Source organism: Bacteroides sedimenti (assembly GCF_040365225.1).
In the GTDB taxonomy this organism is placed as follows: domain Bacteria; phylum Bacteroidota; class Bacteroidia; order Bacteroidales; family Bacteroidaceae; genus Bacteroides; species Bacteroides sedimenti.
Genome location: NZ_AP028055.1, coordinates 495,271 through 514,762, shown reverse-complemented (window position 1 = coordinate 514,762; position 19,492 = coordinate 495,271). Strand labels below are relative to the sequence as shown.

Genomic DNA, 19,492 nt, shown 5'->3' with positions numbered 1-19,492 from the left:
ATGGAAATAAAAAAGCAATATGTACCAGCCAGATATAGGAGCCCTAAACTGACAAGTGGAGGCGCAGCGGGAGTAGGAACTATGCTCCCGCAGCCTACTGTTTCAGGAACTCCTTCGGGGCATATACATGATAACAAGGAAGTCGTAGACCAGCTGACGGAGAAGGCTATTAGAATACTGTCTCACTTCGACATAGACGAGAACGGTATTCTTCATGCGATAGACGACTTCTACTCGAAAGGTGAATTATCCGCATACGGGGCTGGCGCAGGGGGTGGAGGTTCAGGAGGCGGAATAATCGAAGAAGTTCTGGACGCTTCCTACTTTGGCCAGTACCTCGACCCAGTAGACTATACCAAGACGTTCAATGCTCACGCTATTAATTCGATTAACGATAAAGTGGGAAGAGTCGCCGAAACCGTAGAGAATATGGAAACTGACAAGCAGTATAAGTATTCACAGGGTATGCCATCTACAGTATGGTTTATAACGCACAATCTTGGAAAAAGACCTTCTGTTACGGTAGTAGACTCAGCAGGTAGTGTGGTAGAGGGACAAGTAGAATATTTGGATAATAACAATGTAAGGGTGTCTTTCGCTTACGAGTTTTCGGGCGAAGCATACTTAAACTAAAGCAATAAATAATGGCAAAAAGATTATTTTTGGTCGATATAGACCTTAGCAAAAACCAGCTGCTAAATGCTGTTTTACAAAATTTAGGGACTGCCCCTACCAGCCCGGCAAAAGGGCAGATGTACTTTGATACGGCGTCCAACAAACTAAAATGGTACAACGGTTCATCATGGGTTAGCGGCGATTCTTTATCAGATTTAGGGGGAGAACCTAGCATAGCTGCTGGTACTACTTCACAATATTTCAGAGGGGATAAGACATGGCAGACCCTTAACAAAGCGGCTGTAGGTCTATCTAATGTAGACAATACATCGGATTTAAATAAGCCCGTATCAGATGCAACCGCTTTGGAACTAGGTAAGAAATTAAATCTATCAGGAGGGGCTATCTCAGGTAATCTGACTCCAAACGCGAACAATACCCTTTCTGTGGGTACTTCGGCGTTGAAGTTCAATAACATGTACTCCACGACTTTCACTGGAGATTTGGAAGGAAATGCTAAGACAGCTACTGCCGCTGGAAAGCTATCGACGCCTAGAAGTATTTTCGGGCAGAACTTCGACGGAACTAGTAATATATCTGGGGCTATTTCGAGCGTTACCACTATAGCGTCTACCGGACTTGCGACTCTTGGAAGTTTAAAAACCTCTACAGGAGAATTTTCGGGTCTGCTTACAGCCGGAGCGGGCGCGAAGGTTAAGGGCTTGACTATCACAGACGGAACAAACGAAATCAACATATCTATCGTAAATGGCGCTCTGGAGATAGCGGGTGATGCTTATGCAACTGGCGCGCTGTCCGCGTATGGTATCGGTTCAGGTGGAGGAGGTGGTGCAGGTATCGGCGCTATTGCTGATGCAGCAGATGTGTCCCTGACTAATTTAGCCACTGGAAATTATCTGAAATATAACGGAACGCACTGGGTTAACGTGGCAGAGAGTTATTCACTGAGTAATCACAATCACGACGCTTCCTATTCAGCAATAGGTCATACTCACACTAAATCGGAGATAACTGACTTTCCAACGAAGTTGTCTGCTTTTGCAAACGACGTGGGGTATATAACCTCTTATGTGAACAACTATCTTACCGGGGCTTCGTCCACAGACGGAGGTAACGGAACGGTAACGTTTACTAGAAATGGTCTGGCTAACCTGACACTTAATTTAGCGCACAACCACGACGCCGCGTATTTGAAGCTGACTGGGGGAACTATTTCCGGAGGGCTTACTATTACAGGAGACCTTACCGTAAATGGAGGAGTTACTACCATAAACTCAACTACCATATCAGTAGACGATAAGAATATTGAGCTAGGAAGTGTAGCTACTCCTACGGACGCTACTGCTAACGGAGGAGGGGTAACACTCAAAGGGGCTACAGATAAAACGTTTAACTGGTATAGTTCCTCTGGCGCTTGGACTTCTAGTGAACACTTAGATTTAGCTTCCGGAAAGACTTATAAGATAGCAGGAACTGACGTTCTTAGTGCGACTACTCTAGGGGCTAACATTGTTAATTCGTCTCTTACGAAAGTGGGAACTATTTCTACTGGAGTATGGCAGGGAACTGCTATCGGAGTTGCCTACGGAGGTACAGGATTCACAGAGGCAAAAGGGGGTTTCACTAGAAAAATGACGGGGAAAATATCGACTTCTGTTACTTCTTTCTCTGTTAATCATGGGTTGCCCGCTGGCGTAGTTGCGCAGGTGTACGAGACTGCTACAGGCACTGTGGTGGAATGCGATATAGTTACGTCTCCGGACGGGACTACTGTATTTAACTTTAACGTAGCCCCGGCAGCTAACGCTTATTCATATTGTATAATCGGATAAACAAATAATCATGGCAAATAAAAAGTATCTCGAACATCTCGATATACAAGTAGCCACAGCAGTTAAAAATCCCGGGAGCAATTTTATCGCTCTCGGGGCTTTAGCTGATGGACTGTATCAGAATAAGGCGGGCGTAGTATCTCGGCTGGCTACTATGGATGATATACACTGGGACAACCTAACCGGAGTCCCTACTACCTTAGAGGGCTTCGGGATTACTGGAGGTACTGTCAGTGATTCCATAACGTCCTACAACTTTAATCGCATTATAGGGGCAAACGGCTCCGGGGATGCCCACTTAGAACTTTGGAGGGGAACAAATGCCAGCTGGCGTATGCTCAACTCTGGAGGCAATCTACGATTCCAGAGCAACTATACGACCGTAGTTGGGTCTTACTATGACGTGCTAACCCTTAATTATAATACCGGGAATGCTAGTCTGAAAGGGGCACTAACAGCTTCTTCCTTTGTTAAATCCGGAGGGTCTTCGACTGATATACTTATGGCTGACGGCTCAACGCTAGGAATATCTTCTGCAAATGCTTACGCGCTTGCTGGTATAGCCAATAAGATACCTATTATTAAGAGCGACGGAGTGATGGAGGTCGGTAAGTACATCGACTTTCACGAGTCCGCATCATCGGATTACACTACTAGGCTAATTTCAGAAAATGGCGTATTCAAAATTAACAATGCTAAGTTATCAGTTCCATCTACTGCCAGCGACGCATTGCAGGTGTCAGGAGGTGCTAGCATCACTGGTAGTATGATTGTAGGGTACGATTTATCAGTGTACAATACTCTGTCAGTTGAGGGAAGCCTTAGCGTCTTTGCGACAGCAGAATTTCAGGACACAGTTATAATGTATAGTGAAGCGTATCATAATGCAAATATATGTTTGCAAAATGCTTCTTACGAAAACGCCATATACTCCAACGGAAACCAGATATCTATAGTTAAGTACAATAATTGGGTTACTAAATCTAAGCTAACACTAACTGATACAGGTATTATCCTAACTGGAAATACGTACTGTACTGGGGAGCTGGCTGCTTATTCCACTTCTGACGAGAGACTCAAAACCAATGTACGAAGTATAAATAACGGTCTGGACGTTATATGCAGACTAGCCCCGGTAGCTTATAACTGGAACAAAAAAGCTAAAGAACTTAACCCCCATAAGACAGATGCTAGAGACTTTGGTCTTATAGCGCAGCAGCTGGAGCAAGTTCTTCCAGAGCTCGTACATGAAAGCTCTGACGGTTATAAGTCCGTAGACTACGTTAAGATTATCCCGTACCTCATTGCTGGTATGAAGGAACAGCAAACGCAAATAGAATTATTAACAAATAAACTGGAGAAACATGGCATTACCATTAAGTAATATAACAACGCAATTAGTAGCGTCTGCAATCGGCGTAGGTAGCTCGGATATAGGTACACTCTGCTCACACGCGAAAATATTTCAGTGGAGTAAAAGAAAGCCCATCATTGACACAGTCCGGGTAAAGAATACAGGGAAGTATTGGAAAACTTCATCTGTGGACGACAGGGTTAGAAATGGCTTCTGGATAGAAAATGACTCCTCCTCCCCTACGTATGCCCAAACTAAATGGGATTACAAGCGTATATGGAACAACTGCCCGGGTAGAATTGGGGATTTTAGGGGATATATTCACGGAACTGGCAGAGGAGACGTGATAAGAACAGTTATCCCGGGTCAGCTAACGAAAGGGTCGGGATATACAGTAAATATGATAGCCCGAGGGTATGAGAACTTAGAGGGAGGGGACGACGTAGGTCTAACCGGACTACAAGACGTATTTAAACTAGATACTAAGTACTGTTGTCTAGGGTTTAGACTTAAAAACGTAACTGAAAGCAGAACGGTAGATAAATTTAGCGCCCAGATACCGGACGCACAAGCTGTTTTGCATGGAGCTCAGGTCGATTTTACAGCTTCCGAGATAGACACTCTAATAGGCTCAGGAGGAGTTATTACAGGAGAGATATTTTTTGTGGAGGCAGATTCATGGAGTGCCGGAAGCGGGTTTGTGAACCCGAAAAGATGGAGCTTAAAGAGTGAAGATACTGTGCAGACTACTTTTGAGAGTAGACAGTTCTTGGCAAGCGGATTCTCCTTTGTTACCAATTACTCTACTCAGACTCCCGCTAAAGCTGGAGCTAGGATATCAAACTCTGGCAGTGCGGTGGTTACTGTGAACTCTAGTAATAAAACCGGAGGGCTTGTTTCTGGGTATTATTTCAGGGCTAGAATTTTAGATGGAAACCAAGTCGGGACTAACTATACCTACGCACTTCCAAACTATACGCTAGCCGCTAACAGCTCCTACACATACGTTATACCTAACTTTTATCTGGACGCCTTAGATGGAAGTTTTGTACGGGTGGAGTACAGTACTTGGCGCGGAGCTCCTGACGCGCAGGATTCTGAGCTTATCCAGTCTAACATTTTCGAGTTCAGATAAGTTAAATACTGCAAATTATAAAAATATGACTGAGAAAGTGTGCACCAAAATGGCACTTCTCAGGCATATTAGTGAGTGCCTATCGAAATTATTAACACTAAAAATAAATTATTATGAAAAGAGGAGATTTATTGGATTTGTATTTTATGACACTAGGGTTGAATAACGGAGGACTAAACCCAGAGTCCCGTAAAAAATACATCTTAATGCGGCTGCCTTTGGCTAATCTGGCTGAAGAATACGAGAGAGTACGCAATGAAATAGCAGACCAGACTAAGCCCGAAAGCTGGAAAGAAGGGGACGACCGTACCGAATGGGACGCAGCCTTCTCACCTATCATGCGCGAATGGTTAGATGAAGAATTAGACATCTGCCCTATCATGCTTACACAGGAGGAAGCCGTAGCTCTAGTAGCCAACAATGCCTTAGACGGTGCAACAGAAATGGCTATCGTAAAAAGATTAACGCAAGAATAAGCCTATGGACTGGGGATATATAATTACTACCCTATCAGGCTTAGTGCTAGGTACTGGAGGGCTAGCTACCTTCCTGTACTTTAAGGAGAATAAAAGTAAAGCGGAGTCAGAGGCATTGAAAGAGGACGCCAGCGCGGGGCTGGAAATGCTCAATCTAATGAGAGAGACAACCGCATTTTTTAACACAACCATAGAGGGGCTTAGGCTTTCGAACTCACAGAAGGACACAGCCATATCGGACTTAACTATCCGGCTAGACAGCTTAGAGAAAAGCAACAAGCAGCTAACCTATTCTACTACCTCTCAGCAGAGGCAGATTAAAGGGCTTACTGCTGTGGTAAAGAAGCTAGTAGGAAGCAAAGATTATGCTGAGAGGCACTTATGCCTTGTGAAAGATTGTACTTTGCGGAAGCCCGAGCTCGGCACGTACCGTACTGAAACCCCTGAAATAGAAACAACAGAATGAAAACCGGAGAACTAGGAATTAAGCTGATTAAGCATTATGAAGGAAGACATGACGGAGAACCTAAAACCCCGGGTATGCAGCCTATTATGTGCCCGGCGGGTATATGGACGGTAGGCTACGGACACGCACTCGTGAACAAAAAGACGGGACGGTTTTTGAAGGGAAAGGGTGATTATGAAATTGTAAGGGCTCAATATCCGCAGTATATTAACATGACCGACAAGCAGGCAGAAATATTGCTTGCATCGGACTTACAAAAAACGGAGGCAAAAGTTAGCAGTCGCCTAAAGGTCAAAGTCAGTCAGAACCAATTCGACGCCCTCGTATCACACACGTACAATACCGGAGGAAGCAATCAGCTATTTGACGCAGTAAACATGCAGATTAGCCCGGATAAGATAGCAAACTGGATTGAAACACACTATATCACAGCAGAGGGCAAGTCGCTTCCCGGACTTGTGAAAAGACGCAAGTCGGAAGCCGCCCTCTTTTCCAGAAACACACTAATACTATTATGAGAAAAGTAGCAATTCTATTTCTACTTACTACTGCCCTACTGGTAGGGTGCTCTAAGAAAGCGCTCCCTCCGGTAGAACGGGTAGTACTCCGGACAGAGTACCGGGATAAACTTCTCCGGGATAGCGTATATATGCACGACAGCGTCTATATACGGGAAACTCCGGACTCCGTTATACTAAAAGTTTGGAAGACAAAATACGTAGACAGGCTAAAGGTAGATACTGTCCGGCTAACGGATAGCGTACGGATTAAAGAGACTGTTAAAGTGAATGAACTAACCAAGTCCCAAGCCGCGAGGCTCTATCTATTTAACTGGCTGGCCGGAATAATTGTAATACTTATACTCCTGAAATTCCGGAAGCCTATTTGGACTCTAATTAAAAAACTACTATGACAAAAATAAGACCTCGTATAACCCGAGGGGAATACGACCGCTTAGTTCGTTGGAGAGACTCAGGCGCTAGGACGGTCTTAGCAATTGGTGACCTCCATGCCCCTTTCATTAAGGAAGGGTATCTGGAGTTCTGCAAAGAAATATATCAGACCTACAACTGCACAGAAGTAGTGTTTCTAGGCGATTTACTTGATAATCATTACTCGTCTTACCATGAGGCTGACCCTGACGGACACGGAGCCGGAGAGGAGCTTAAAAGGGCGAAGGTTCAGATTGCAAAGTTCTACGCAGCTTTCCCAAATGCAAAGGTATGTGTCGGGAATCACGACGCCATACCCGACCGTAAAGCCTTCTCGGCAGGTCTTAGCAAGAACTGGATTAAGTCAATAAGTGAAATACTCGAGACCCCCACATGGGAGTACGCAGAGGAGCATATCATAGACGGAGTGCTATATAATCATGGCATCGGTCGAAAAGCTCGTATAAGGGCTAAGGATGAATTTATTTCAGTTGTGCAGGGACACTATCACTCAGAATCAGACTACACTACATTTGTATCAGAGACTAGATTACACTTCGCTATGCAAGTTGGATGCGGTGTAGACCGCAGAGCTTACGCGATGGCGTACGGACGACATTTTAAAAAGCCCCAGCTTAACGTTGGCGTTATATTCGATAACGGAAGATGGGGGGCTATCATTCCTATGGACTTGGGAAGAGGATAGCAGTGCACCCGGAGGCTTTGCCCCTCCGGTCTGCACGTTAAAAAGAAAAGTGATAGTTTGTTTTTAGGGGGTAGAGCCGCTTTGTCCGAAGGGACGGGCGGCTTTATTTTTGGGGTATAATAGCGGCAATATCATTAATAACCTTCTTACCAAGCATTCTTGCATAGTGAAGGGTTTGCCTTATGCTAGAATGCCCTATGGCTCTTGATACCGTCTCTATCGGCACGTCCCGGTTAAGCAGGTACGTAGCAAAGGTATGCCTACCCGTATGTGTAGTAATGGTCTTATTCACGCCAGCTCCGGCAGCTACTATCTTAATGTATGAGTTATAGTTCTGGTTGGATATTCTAGGCAGGACTCCTTTATATTTTTCCAGAATCTCTTGCGCTTCCGGCAGGAGTACGCATATAAAGCTCTCGTCCGTTTTAGTCCGGCTAGAGCGATATACTTTGTATCCGTCCATTTCGTAGACCTTAGATGCGTCGAAGCTCATAAGGTCAGAATAGGCTACACCTGAAAAGCATTGGAAGAGAAATAAATCCTTGACGCGCTCTAAACTTTCGGTAAGGGGCTTATACTCTTGTATTTTCTTAATCTCATGCTCTAGCAGGAATACGGGCTCTTTGCTTTTGCCCTTCCCAAAGTCGAATTGCATTTCGCCAGAACCATACGGGTTTGTCTCGCAGAGTCCTTTCTTTACGGCAGTCTTTATGTAATCTCTAAGGGCAGAGTGCCTTTTATATAGGACGGGCTGAGAGCTAATAGTCTTTCTAAGGAACAGGTCGAAATCAGCTATGTTCTCATACGTAACGTCGTCGAAGGTACGTATCTTTTCGAAGGCTTCCAGCTTACGAACTAGCACCATGTGGTGTTCTACAGTAGAGCCCTTAGGGTCTCTCTTTTTGAGTTCCTCTAATATGAAGGCTACAACCGAATAGGTGCGTTTATCCTTGACGTCCCATTTTCTAGCGTCGGATAGATTATGACAGCGAGAAGATGATACGAAAGTCTCTATCTCGTCGTATATCTTTCTAGCCTTTAGAGTAATCATGGTAGCCTTATCATGCTTAACGCAGGTAAAGCCATTTTTAGTTGAGAACTGATGTTTGAGTAGTCTAATACCTGTACTGATAAGTACTTTCTTGTTAGAGCCAGCTTCGCGAACTTCTATTTGAAGCAGACCCGTTTCTGTGTCGGTTGCTTGTTTTTTTCTATCAAAAACATAGCGTAAAATACTGTTTTTCATACTTTTACGTTTTAGTTCGTACTTTTTTGTAAGATAATCTGATTTTTTCGTACTTCATTTCGTACTTTTAGGCTTTAAGGTACGAAAAATTTGTCATAAGGTGTCTCAAAGTGGCATTATTTGGCATATAGTACTAATATCCCGGAAGCTCTGAAAGTGCCTATAAATGGGAAAAGTCGCCCCTCGGACGACCTTTCTTTGCGGAAGCTGGGGGATTCGAACCCCCGGAGCGGTTACCCGCTCGGCAGTTTAGCAAACTGCTGGTTTCAGCCACTCACCCAAACTTCCTTCAGGGTTGTGCTATCTTTCAATTGCGATGCGAAGATATACAGTTTTTTTATACTGTGCAAATCTTTTTTAATCATTTTTCGAACATTTTTAGCGCATTTCTCTTAATATTCTAAGGATCAACGATTAAATAATTCGAAGGTAAATTTGAATCCAATCTGTTTAAAACTGTTTTTTTCGAAACTCACAAAAGCTCCAGCATCAAAAACATGAGTACCTATGCCATACCCCAGTTCAACATAGGGATTCAGGTGAGGAACACTGAGCAAATTTAAATAGATTCGTTCATTAATTACATAACTGGTATATTTTTTCATATGTTTCAACCATAAGAATGGAGACTGATAGGTAAGATGGGCACGCAAATACTTTTTTGAAGAGTTGTACCACCTACTATCCAGCAGTTGAAATACTCCACCAATATCATCGTACCAACCTACCGGAAGATTATTCTTGGACAAATTTACATAATCAACAAAATAGAGTTCGTGAGTATTGGTAAATGCTCCTGTACCTGCTCTTAAGTAAATACTCTGCAGCAACCCTAGCGTAAAATGATGCTGCATATCAAATTCTATCCGTTCATATTGACCGGTACTGCTCATTATTCCTTTTATCCCTCGTTCGTAATCAAAAGAAAAGGTTGGATATCTGGAATAAAGGTTGATTTTACGTTTCCCATTCAGATAATAATATTGTCCGGGTGTCCAGGATATCTGCAAACGAGGGGCAAAGCTAATATAACGATTCTTCAATCCATCTAAAAGATCTTGCTCATTCTGAGAAATTGAACTTGGTTGAGGCACATAGATTTTTGATGGCTTTATAGCATCTCTTTGATGTATTGTTACACCAGCTTTTATATATAATCCGTTTATTACCTCCTTGCTGTGGTTAATATCAAAATATAGATCATTGAAATATTCCAGATTCAGTTTATCAAAGTTAAACAGGCTATCGGGTATATCTTTGATTTTTTCAACCACCTTGCTGCTATAAATACGGTTACCATTTCCAAAACTGAAATGAATGGAGGCTCTTCTTGCAGGGCAATAATCATAATCAGAGTTCACACTCCAATAAAATTCACTTCGTTTGAAGTTATATCCTACTTTTGGAACCACCCTTAGCAGACGATCATCAGCAAAAAGACGGTTGTATTTAAACTCCTGGCGATAGGACAATCCATCATTATGGCTATAATTCAATAAAAAAGGATTTATGATGGGCGAACAACGAACACTGCCTAATGAAGAAAAATCAATAGTATAACTTTTCAATAACAATTCCCCTGCCTGTCCCCAGAAGTTGAGATCTTTTTTCTTAATCTTTCCGTTGGAATAATAAAAACTATCCTTGAAAATAAAATAATCCCGGTAGAGTGTTTTTTCTTTTTCACTCAATGGTATCGGACGCAGACGCGAAAATTGCAAACTATCTGTAATACACGAATCTTTATCACAACTTAAAGAAAAAGCTTCAGATAAATCATATTTATTTTTAGTACGAATAGGAACCGATGTGGCCAGACATATATTTTTATAAGTTAGCAGAGCAGTATAATTGGTATTAATTACATTTCCCATTGAGTTAACAAACTCATCAATATCAAACTTTACCGGCAAATACTCCTCTCCTTTTTCTCTCCCCATAAATATTCTTATATTATAATGCATATACTCAGAACTAACCATCAGATATAGTTCACGTACTTTCCAGGATCGATCCTCGACAATCATATATCCACTCACAAGTTGATAACTTAAATTCTTTGGAATGATCTTTATCTTGTAAAAAGTACCATCTCCAATCTTCCATAATGAATCTAATCGATATGTATAATGATTCCTGGCATTAGAGGCAAGTGGAGAAATTAGCTTATTATATAATAAGGAAGAAGAGGAGTAGATGTTAATTTTAAAATAAGGAGCAATAATATTAGTAACTCCCTGCAGATAGAGATTATTTCCATAAATTGCTTTTACTCTCTGATCATAAATATTTGGTGCTGTATAATGGAGTTCGTTTATCGACTCGGTAATATTGTTTTTTACTTTTTGGGCTTGCCTCAAAGTATACGGAGCAAAATAGAGGAGAAAGTTCTTCTTTTTAACTTTCATACTCCTTTTAATATAAAGCTGCGCATCATAGCTTTCTATAATCTTCTCGTACAGTGCCGAATTGCACAGGATGCTATCAAGAATGGAGTCCATCGGTTTCTGATGTTTATTCAGTCCAATATTAATCTCTGTTGCCACACTTGAATAAGGGACAAAAATTAGAGCGTAAACAAATAACCATATGTGTAAGAAACGATGTTTCAATTACTCCTGATTTAATTAAATGGATAAAAATTAAAAGTCTCCTATTATAAACGAATTAAAATTCAAACAGGATGATGTTTTCACTTAATAATTTGCGTGAATATAATGATTTTCAACGATTATTAATCAGATAGAACTATATATTTCATCATTCGATGGATATGATAAAAATGGGGGTATACAATATTTTTTCATCATTATTATAATTTTACCCCTTTTCATTAGGGGGTATTTTAAATAATTACATTACTTTTGCGCAAACAACCATAAAAATAAGAGCACTTATGTCCAAAATGCGTTTTTTTGCTCTACAGGAGCTTGCAAACAGAAAACCTATAGAAATTTCAAATCCTTCCAACAAATTATCCGATTATTACGGTAGTCACGTATTCGATAGAAAGAATATGCAGGAATTTCTCCCCAAAGAGGCCTTCAAGGCAGTAATGAATGCAATAGAAAAAGGAACTCCAATCAGTAGAGAAATGGCAGATCTTATTGCCAACGGAATGAAAAGCTGGGCTAAATCTTTTAATGTTACTCATTACACCCACTGGTTTCAGCCTTTAACAGATGGAACCGCCGAAAAGCATGACGGATTTATTGAGTTTGGTGACGATATGGATGTAATTGAGCGTTTTTCAGGGAAACTTCTTATACAGCAGGAGCCAGATGCTTCTTCATTTCCTAACGGGGGTATCAGAAATACTTTCGAAGCACGCGGATATACAGCATGGGATGTTTCTTCACCTGCGTTTATTGTAGATTCAACACTCTGTATACCTACTATCTTTATTTCATACACCGGCGAGGCATTAGACTATAAAACGCCTCTATTAAAAGCTCTTGCTGCAGTTGATAAAGCAGCAACTGAAGTTTGTCAGCTTTTTGACAAGAACGTAACTAAAGTATTTGCTAACCTGGGTTGGGAACAGGAATACTTTTTAGTAGATAGTGCATTGTTCAATGCCCGCCCCGATTTATGTCTTACCGGACGCACATTGATGGGGCATTCTTCAGCAAAAGACCAACAGTTGGAGGATCATTACTTTGGATCGATCCCTCCACGTGTAACTAGTTTCATGAAGGAATTGGAGCTCGAATGTCACAAATTGGGCATACCGGCAAAAACACGTCATAACGAAGTGGCTCCAAATCAGTTTGAACTGGCTCCGATATTTGAGAATGTCAATTTGGCAAATGACCACAACCAGTTGGTAATGGATTTAATGAAGCGAATTGCCCAGAAACACAATTTCAATGTGCTTTTCCACGAAAAACCATTTAGCGGAATCAACGGATCGGGGAAACACAATAACTGGTCTTTATGTACAGACACCGGTATCAACCTTTTTGCACCAGGCAAAAACCCTAAAGGAAACATGCTTTTTATTACCTTTATCGTTAATGTGCTGATGATGGTATATAAGAACCAGGATCTGCTTCGTGCTTCAATTTCCAGTGCAAGCAACAGCCATCGTCTTGGTGCCAATGAAGCTCCACCGGCAATTCTTTCAATATTTCTGGGCAAACATCTTTCTAACAAGCTCGATGAAATAGTAGAACAGGTAGAACAAGCAGGAAATACCAAAATGACTCCGGAAGAAAAAACAATTTTAAAATTGGGAATCGGACGCATTCCAGAAATTCTTCTTGATAATACCGATAGGAACCGAACCTCTCCGTTTGCCTTTACTGGAAACCGTTTTGAATTCCGCGCTGCCGGGTCATCATCCAACTGTGCTGCAGCTATGATTGCTATCAATGCAGCTATGGCACATCAGCTTAATGAATTCAAAGCATCTGTGGATAAGCTGATGAACGAAGGTGTGGGCCGCGACGAAGCCATTTTCAGAATATTGAAAGAAACCATCATCGCATCTAAATCTATTCGTTTTGAAGGTGATGGATATTCAGACCAATGGAAAGAAGAGGCAGCACGAAGAGGGCTAACCAATATCTGCCACGTTCCAGAAGCTTTGATGAAATACGGAGATAAACAAGCACGCGAAGTATTGATCGGAGAAAAAATCTTCAATGAAACAGAGTTGACAAGCCGTATTGAAGTGGAACTGGAAAAGTACACCATGAAAGTACAGATTGAAAGCCGTGTACTGGGAGACCTCGCCATAAATCATATTGTTCCAATAGCAATTACTTACCAAAACAGACTACTGGACAACATTAGAGGAATGAAAGAAATCTTCTCAGCAGAGGAATTTAATGAACTAAGTCACGATCGAAAAGAACTTATAAAGGAAATTTCTCATCGCGTAACTGAAATAAAGAAATTGGTTAAAGAAATGATTGAAGCTCGTAAGGTAGCCAACAGAATTGAGAGTCAGGAAGAAAAGGCGTTTTCCTACGAAGAGAAAGTTCGCCCATTCCTTGAACTGATCCGTGATCACATTGATCACCTTGAAATGGAGGTAGATGACGAGATATGGCCATTACCAAAATATCGTGAACTGTTATTTGCTAAGTAAAATATAAAACCATATACGTTATTTGCATTCCTCCTCTTGTATAAAGGAGAAATATTAAAGTATAACATTCGTTATATCAAACTAATAAACTATTATGCAAGTTTTGCAAAGTCTCTGTCGACTTTGCAAAACTTTTTTTATTTCAAGAAAGGCAAACAATTACTTTTTTCTCATAAAATTCATTAATTCAATTTATTTTTTATACATTTGTGCTTTATAACACGGTTATATAACACATACTATGGTCAAGAAAAATTTATCTGAAGCAGTAATATCAGAACATATTGCCGACATGTGGTATCCTTTGAATGAAGAGCAAAGAGAATATCTAATGAAAAACTTTACCGTTCAGAGTTATAAAAAAAACGAAATAATATACTGTGAGGGAGAAACCCCCACCCATCTTATGTGCCTTCTCAACGGAAAAGTTAAAATCTACAAGGATGGCGTTGGAGGTAGAAGCCAAATAATTCGTATGATTAAACCTGTGGAATATTTTGGCTACCGTGCTTATTTTGCACAAGAAGACTATCTGACAGCTGCGGCAGCTTTCGAGCCTTCAACAATCTGTATGATACCTATGGAGACAATAATGACACTTATCAGCCAGAACAACGAGTTGGCAATGTTCTTCATCAGGCAGCTATCAATTGACTTGGGCATTGCAGACGAAAGAACCGTAAACCTTACTCAAAAGCACATTCGCGGACGTCTTGCTGAATCGTTAATATTCCTTAAAGATAATTATGGCCTAGAAGAAGATGGGTCAACACTTAGCATTTACCTGTCACGTGAGGATTTGGCCAATCTTTCGAATATGACCACTTCTAATGCTATACGAACCCTTTCCAACTTTGCCAACGAGCGAATAATCTCTATTGATGGAAGAAAGATAAAGATTATCGACGAGGAAAAGTTGAAAAAGATAAGTAAAATCGGTTAACTATTTTATAGCTTCACGTATTCGAACCAATTTAGTAAGGAGTCCTTCGAGCAGATCTAACTGCAACATATTAGCGCCATCACTTTTAGCCAAAGCGGGATGTTCATGCGTTTCAATAAACAATCCATCGACACCAACTGCAACGCCAGCTTTGGCTACAGTTTCAATTAACTGAGGCATACCACCAGTCACCCCGCTGGTCTGGTTAGGTTGCTGCAGAGAATGAGTTACATCAAGTATGACAGGAAATCCAAATTTCTGCATTTCAGGAATACCACGATAATCCACAATCAGATCCTGATATCCGAAAGTTGTACCACGTTCGGTCAGCATAACATTATTATTACCGGCTTCAACTACCTTGTTCGCAGCAAACTGCATTGCTCCCGGAGAAAGGAACTGCCCTTTCTTGATATTGACAATTTTTCCAGTTTTAGCAGCAGCCACCAACAAATCAGTTTGCCGACATAAGAAAGCCGGAATCTGAAGAACATCTACATATTCAGCAGCCATCACAGCTTCTTCGGCAGTATGAATATCCGTTACAGTCGGCACTCCAAAGGTTTCATTCACCTTTCTGAGAATTTTCAAGGCTTTTTCGTCACCAATGCCCATAAATGAATCAAGTCGTGAACGATTTGCTTTCCGATAAGACCCTTTAAAAACATAAGGGATACAAAGCTTATCTGTAATTTTCACAATATGTTCTGCAATACGAAGAGCCATCTCCTCCCCTTCAATCACACAAGGACCAGCCAGCAAAAAGAAATTGCCGGAATCACTATTTTTTAAATCTTTAATATTCATATTTAATTAGGTATAATCAATGTAATAGCTTCGCTCAGAATACCCACTTCGAGAGGGTAATGATTTGGAAGAATTCGTCCATCAACATCGGCTGAAGCATTCCTGGCTTTGTAAACGCGTACCATTTTTGTACGGTAAGGCTTCACAACCTTATGATTAAGTATTCGCCCCTGAAGTAACATCCAGAGTCCTGATATCAACTGCAAGGGTTCAGGACGGTAAATAACGGAAACATCCAGCCAGCCATTATATGGTACAGCATTAGGTGTTTGTCCATAACCATTTGCATTCCCAATACAAACCGTCATTATTCTTCCCCGCACATGCTCATCATTAATCTTCAGGTGCATTCTGTAAAGCTTGCGTTCAAAGAAAATCAAAAACAATGCAGCCAGGAAAGAAATAGATTTTATACCCCAGAAACGTTTTGTTTGATCGGATATCTTCACAATACGGGCTCCCAAACCAATATTAAGTGCATTGAGAAAATAACGACGTTCATGCTTATGTGCATCAAAATAGGAGCAGTAACCCACATCAATTTTCTTCCTGCGATTATTGATAATCCAATCCACTGCCTCTTTGTAATCTAAATTGATATTCCAGAAACGGGCAAAATCGTTTCCAATCCCGTTTGGAATAATCCCAATCGCAATATCACTCACGTTTTCAGCTGTAGAGGTAAGAATTCCGTTAATTGCATCGTTCAATGCACCATCTCCCCCAACCACAACTATTGTACGGTATCCTTCACTGGCATACGAACGAGCCAGCACTTCCACCGTACCAAATCCTTCGGACTGAACATAGTCAAAATCCACATTCTTGCTTTCGATGTATTCTTTTATCTCTTTCCATCGTTTTTGGGCTTTTCTTGTGCCTGCTTTGGGGTTGTAAATAACCCCCCATTTATTTGGATCTATATTCATAAAAATCAGCTGTTAAGTAAACATTTTACTCGTTCTATTTTATCTTGCATGGGCAGCGTCGCATCCAGCCAATGAATAGTAAAACCTCTGCGCTCCATGCCACGAAACCAAGTCATCTGCCTCTTGGCAAACTGATGAATGGCTATCTCCAGTTGCGAAACCATCTCCTCGTAAGTGATCTTAGAGGTAATATATAATGTGAGATATTTATATTCCAAGCCATAATAGATCAGATCTTCGGGAGAAATACCCTGTTCCAGAATCTTTTTAACCTCATCTACCATGCCAGCATCGAGCCGTTGTCGAAGGCGATCCGATATTTTTTTCCTTCTGAGCTCCCTGTCAATATCCACACCTATAATAAGACTGTTCAGTTTTGGGAACTCTCGCTGTCTGATATCTTCTTTCAGATAATACTCTTCAATTTCAATGGCACGGATAGCTCGTTTAGCAGTATCAACATCTGTAGAATTATGAAGAGTTTTGTAGCTTTCCAGAATTTCAGTCAGCTCCTGAAGCGATTTGTCTGCTAGTCTTTCCCGCAACACCTTATTTTCAGGTACCGGAATTAGTTTATATCCTTTTAATACAGATTCCAGATACATGCCGGTTCCACCACAAAGAATGGGCAATTTACCTTTATGTATAATTGAATCATAAGCCATAAGAAAATCACGTTGATATTCAAACACATTATACTTGTATCCAGGTTCGGCAATATCAATAAGATGATACGGAATCTGTTTGCCATTCACCGTATAATCTTCCAGGTCTTTCCCGGTCCCCAAATCCATCTGCTTGTATATCTGGCGTGAATCGGCACTGATAATCTCTGTATCCAATTCATACGCCAAAGCGGCAGCAAACGAGGTTTTCCCTGAGGCTGTGGGTCCTAATATAGTAATTAAGTCGAAATTCGCCATAAATGCACAAGTAATAGTGTGTACAAACTTACGCAATTTTCTTGAATATATAAACCTTCGACTTAAAAAAGGAGTTTTACATTTTCAGATAATCTGAATGGGGAAAAGTAGAGACGTAAAAAAGCCGCTCCGGTTATCCGGAACGGCTTTCTATATTTAAAGAAAAGTTTCTTATGCGTTAACTGATGCCATGTGAGCAACCAGGTCAAGAACTTTGTTTGAGTAACCGATTTCGTTATCATACCAAGATACAACTTTTACGAAAGTATCAGTTAAAGCGATACCAGCTTTTGCATCGAAGATAGAAGTACGGGTGTCACCCAAGAAGTCAGAAGAAACAACTGCATCTTCAGTGTAACCAAGAACGCCTTTCAGTTCGCCTTCAGAAGCTTCTTTCATTGCAGCGCAAATTTCAGCATAAGTAGCTGGTTTTGCCAAGTTAACTGTCAAGTCAACTACAGAAACGTCCAAAGTAGGAACACGCATTGACATACCAGTCAATTTGCCATTCAATTCAGGAATTACTTTACCTACAGCTTTAGCAGCACCAGTAGATGAAGGGATAATGTTGCCAGAAGCAGCACGACCACCTCTCCAGTCTTTCATAGAAGGACCGTCAACTGTTTTCTGAGTTGCAGTTGTAGAGTGAACTGTAGTCATCAAACCGTCAAGGATACCGAACTTGTCGTTCAATACTTTAGCGATAGGAGCCAAACAGTTAGTAGTACAAGAAGCGTTAGATACGAACTGAGTACCTTTTACGTATGATTTTTCATTAACACCGCAAACGAACATTGGAGTGCTATCTGAAGAAGGAGCTGACATTACAACATATTTAGCACCAGCCTGGATGTGAGCCTGAGCTTTTTCTTGAGTCAAGAACAAACCAGTAGACTCAACTACGTATTCTGCACCTACTGCATCCCATTTCAAGTCAGCTGGGTTTCTTTCAGCTGTGATACGGATAGCTTGACCGTTAACGATCAATTGGCTGTTTTCAACATCTGCTTCGATAGTTCCGTCGAACTGACCGTGCATTGTATCATATTTCAACATGTATGCCAAGTAATCTACTGGGCAAAGGTCGTTAATACCAACGATTTGGATATCGTTTCTTGTTTGAGCAGCACGGAATACAAAACGTCCGATACGGCCGAATCCATTAATACCTACTTTAATCATTTTGTTAAACTTTTAAGGGTTTTATAATATTCATTCTAAAATATCCGTTTTTACTTTAGGAAAAGGAGGTGAACCAAAATACCTTAAAAATGTTATTAATACGACACAAAAGCTGTGTGATTTAGCACTATTTATAATAAAATGGCTATTCCTCAATTAGAATTCCTAATTGCAGCGCAAAAGTACTAAAATGTTTTTATATAAGCACACATTTTCATCTTAAATATAAAAAAATATGGGAAAAAGTAACTTTGTTCAAGAATTTAAAGCATTTGCATTGAAAGGCAATGTTATTGACATGGCAGTAGGTATCATTATCGGTGGAGCCTTCGGGAAAATTGTGTCATCTTTAGTTGCAGATATTTTAATGCCAGCCATTGGCACATTATTCGGAGGTGCCAACTTCACGGAGTTAAAATGGGTTGTTAAAGAAGCCGTTTACGGAGCTGATGGCAAAGTGATTACACCAGCATCAACCTTAAATTACGGAAATTTTATTCAAACCACCATTGACTTTGTTATTATCGCATTTGTGATCTTTTTATTTATCAAATTCTTTGCATCACTAAACCGTAAGAAAGAAGAGATTCCTAGTGAACCACCTGCACCAACAAAAGAGGAGAAATTACTGACAGAAATACGAGACATACTGAAAGAGAAGTAATTGTTTCTCTTTCCTTTTGACATATTTAAAGAGAACAACGACTCTTCACTATCCATTTGTCTTCACAAACAATTGAAGACAAATGGATAAGATCAATTTTATCTTAATGGCATCGGCAGTGAATTACAAAGTCGTATTCAGTCTCTGAATATACATATTGAAACTT

General features: G+C 40.7%; 17 protein-coding genes and 1 tRNA gene. 11 read left to right on the top strand and 7 right to left on the bottom strand.

The window, feature by feature from the left end; genetic code table 11:
• The 8 genes from ABWU87_RS01910 to ABWU87_RS01875 all read left to right on the top strand — a co-directional run bounded on the left by ABWU87_RS01910 (nucleotide 1) and on the right by ABWU87_RS01875 (nucleotide 7,537).
• Nucleotides 1–633, top strand: coding sequence for a hypothetical protein (locus ABWU87_RS01910; RefSeq protein ID WP_353332762.1), 633 nt, complete (start codon nucleotides 1–3; stop codon nucleotides 631–633).
• An 11-nt stretch (nucleotides 634–644) separates the two neighbouring features.
• Nucleotides 645–2,468, top strand: a complete 1,824-nt coding sequence (locus tag ABWU87_RS01905) for a hypothetical protein (RefSeq protein WP_353332760.1) — start codon at nucleotides 645–647, stop codon at nucleotides 2,466–2,468.
• 10 nt (nucleotides 2,469–2,478) lie between these two features.
• Nucleotides 2,479–3,852, top strand: a complete 1,374-nt coding sequence (locus tag ABWU87_RS01900; RefSeq protein WP_353332758.1) for a tail fiber domain-containing protein — start codon at nucleotides 2,479–2,481, stop codon at nucleotides 3,850–3,852.
• Nucleotides 3,833–4,957 (top strand): hypothetical protein, encoded by a 1,125-nt coding sequence (locus ABWU87_RS01895; RefSeq protein WP_353332756.1) that lies wholly within the window; start codon nucleotides 3,833–3,835, stop codon nucleotides 4,955–4,957. Before ABWU87_RS01900 ends, ABWU87_RS01895 begins: the two co-directional genes overlap by 20 nt.
• A 113-nt stretch (nucleotides 4,958–5,070) precedes the next feature.
• Nucleotides 5,071–5,433: a hypothetical protein gene (locus tag ABWU87_RS01890; protein ID WP_353332754.1), complete on the top strand. Its 363-nt coding sequence runs from the start codon at nucleotides 5,071–5,073 to the stop codon at nucleotides 5,431–5,433.
• Between the two features lie 4 nt (nucleotides 5,434–5,437).
• Nucleotides 5,438–5,899, top strand: coding sequence for a hypothetical protein (locus tag ABWU87_RS01885; protein WP_353332752.1), 462 nt, complete (start codon nucleotides 5,438–5,440; stop codon nucleotides 5,897–5,899).
• Nucleotides 5,896–6,417: a lysozyme gene (locus ABWU87_RS01880; protein ID WP_353332750.1), complete on the top strand. Its 522-nt coding sequence runs from the start codon at nucleotides 5,896–5,898 to the stop codon at nucleotides 6,415–6,417. The genes ABWU87_RS01885 and ABWU87_RS01880 overlap by 4 nt, the downstream gene beginning before the upstream one ends.
• Before the next feature lie 391 nt (nucleotides 6,418–6,808).
• Nucleotides 6,809–7,537 (top strand): metallophosphoesterase, encoded by a 729-nt coding sequence (locus ABWU87_RS01875; RefSeq protein ID WP_353332748.1) that lies wholly within the window; start codon nucleotides 6,809–6,811, stop codon nucleotides 7,535–7,537.
• 103 nt (nucleotides 7,538–7,640) lie between these two features.
• Here ABWU87_RS01875 and ABWU87_RS01870 read toward each other — a convergent pair whose 3' ends face one another.
• From ABWU87_RS01870 to ABWU87_RS01860, 3 genes are all read right to left on the bottom strand, one after another.
• Nucleotides 7,641–8,783 (bottom strand): site-specific integrase, encoded by a 1,143-nt coding sequence (locus ABWU87_RS01870; protein ID WP_353332746.1) that lies wholly within the window; start codon nucleotides 8,781–8,783, stop codon nucleotides 7,641–7,643.
• 201 nt (nucleotides 8,784–8,984) lie between these two features.
• Nucleotides 8,985–9,071 (bottom strand) — tRNA-Ser (locus tag ABWU87_RS01865).
• Between the two features lie 119 nt (nucleotides 9,072–9,190).
• Nucleotides 9,191–11,329, bottom strand: coding sequence for a DUF5686 family protein (locus ABWU87_RS01860; protein ID WP_353332744.1), 2,139 nt, complete (start codon nucleotides 11,327–11,329; stop codon nucleotides 9,191–9,193).
• Between the two features lie 350 nt (nucleotides 11,330–11,679).
• Between ABWU87_RS01860 and ABWU87_RS01855 the strand changes: the two genes are divergently transcribed.
• Complete coding sequence (locus tag ABWU87_RS01855; RefSeq protein WP_353332743.1) at nucleotides 11,680–13,878, top strand: glutamine synthetase III; 2,199 nt, start codon at nucleotides 11,680–11,682, stop codon at nucleotides 13,876–13,878.
• Between the two features lie 241 nt (nucleotides 13,879–14,119).
• Nucleotides 14,120–14,821, top strand: coding sequence for a Crp/Fnr family transcriptional regulator (locus tag ABWU87_RS01850; RefSeq protein WP_353332742.1), 702 nt, complete (start codon nucleotides 14,120–14,122; stop codon nucleotides 14,819–14,821).
• Here ABWU87_RS01850 and kdsA read toward each other — a convergent pair whose 3' ends face one another.
• The 4 genes from kdsA to gap form a co-directional block, all read right to left on the bottom strand.
• Nucleotides 14,822–15,622, bottom strand: a complete 801-nt coding sequence (kdsA, locus tag ABWU87_RS01845) for a 3-deoxy-8-phosphooctulonate synthase (RefSeq protein ID WP_353334394.1) — start codon at nucleotides 15,620–15,622, stop codon at nucleotides 14,822–14,824.
• Between the two features lie 8 nt (nucleotides 15,623–15,630).
• Entirely contained in the window at nucleotides 15,631–16,557 is a 927-nt protein-coding gene (locus ABWU87_RS01840; protein WP_353332740.1) for a diacylglycerol/lipid kinase family protein, read from the bottom strand.
• Between the two features lie 5 nt (nucleotides 16,558–16,562).
• Nucleotides 16,563–17,480, bottom strand: a complete 918-nt coding sequence (miaA, locus tag ABWU87_RS01835; protein WP_353332738.1) for a tRNA (adenosine(37)-N6)-dimethylallyltransferase MiaA — start codon at nucleotides 17,478–17,480, stop codon at nucleotides 16,563–16,565.
• Nucleotides 17,481–17,651: 171 nt separating this feature from the next.
• The gene (gene gap / locus ABWU87_RS01830) at nucleotides 17,652–18,662 is read right to left on the bottom strand and encodes a type I glyceraldehyde-3-phosphate dehydrogenase (protein ID WP_353332736.1); all 1,011 of its coding nucleotides are present in this window, start codon (nucleotides 18,660–18,662) and stop codon (nucleotides 17,652–17,654) included.
• A 235-nt stretch (nucleotides 18,663–18,897) separates the two neighbouring features.
• Between gap and mscL the strand changes: the two genes are divergently transcribed.
• The gene (gene mscL, locus ABWU87_RS01825; RefSeq protein ID WP_353332734.1) at nucleotides 18,898–19,326 is read left to right on the top strand and encodes a large-conductance mechanosensitive channel protein MscL; all 429 of its coding nucleotides are present in this window, start codon (nucleotides 18,898–18,900) and stop codon (nucleotides 19,324–19,326) included.
• The last annotated feature ends 166 nt before the right edge of the window (nucleotides 19,327–19,492 follow it).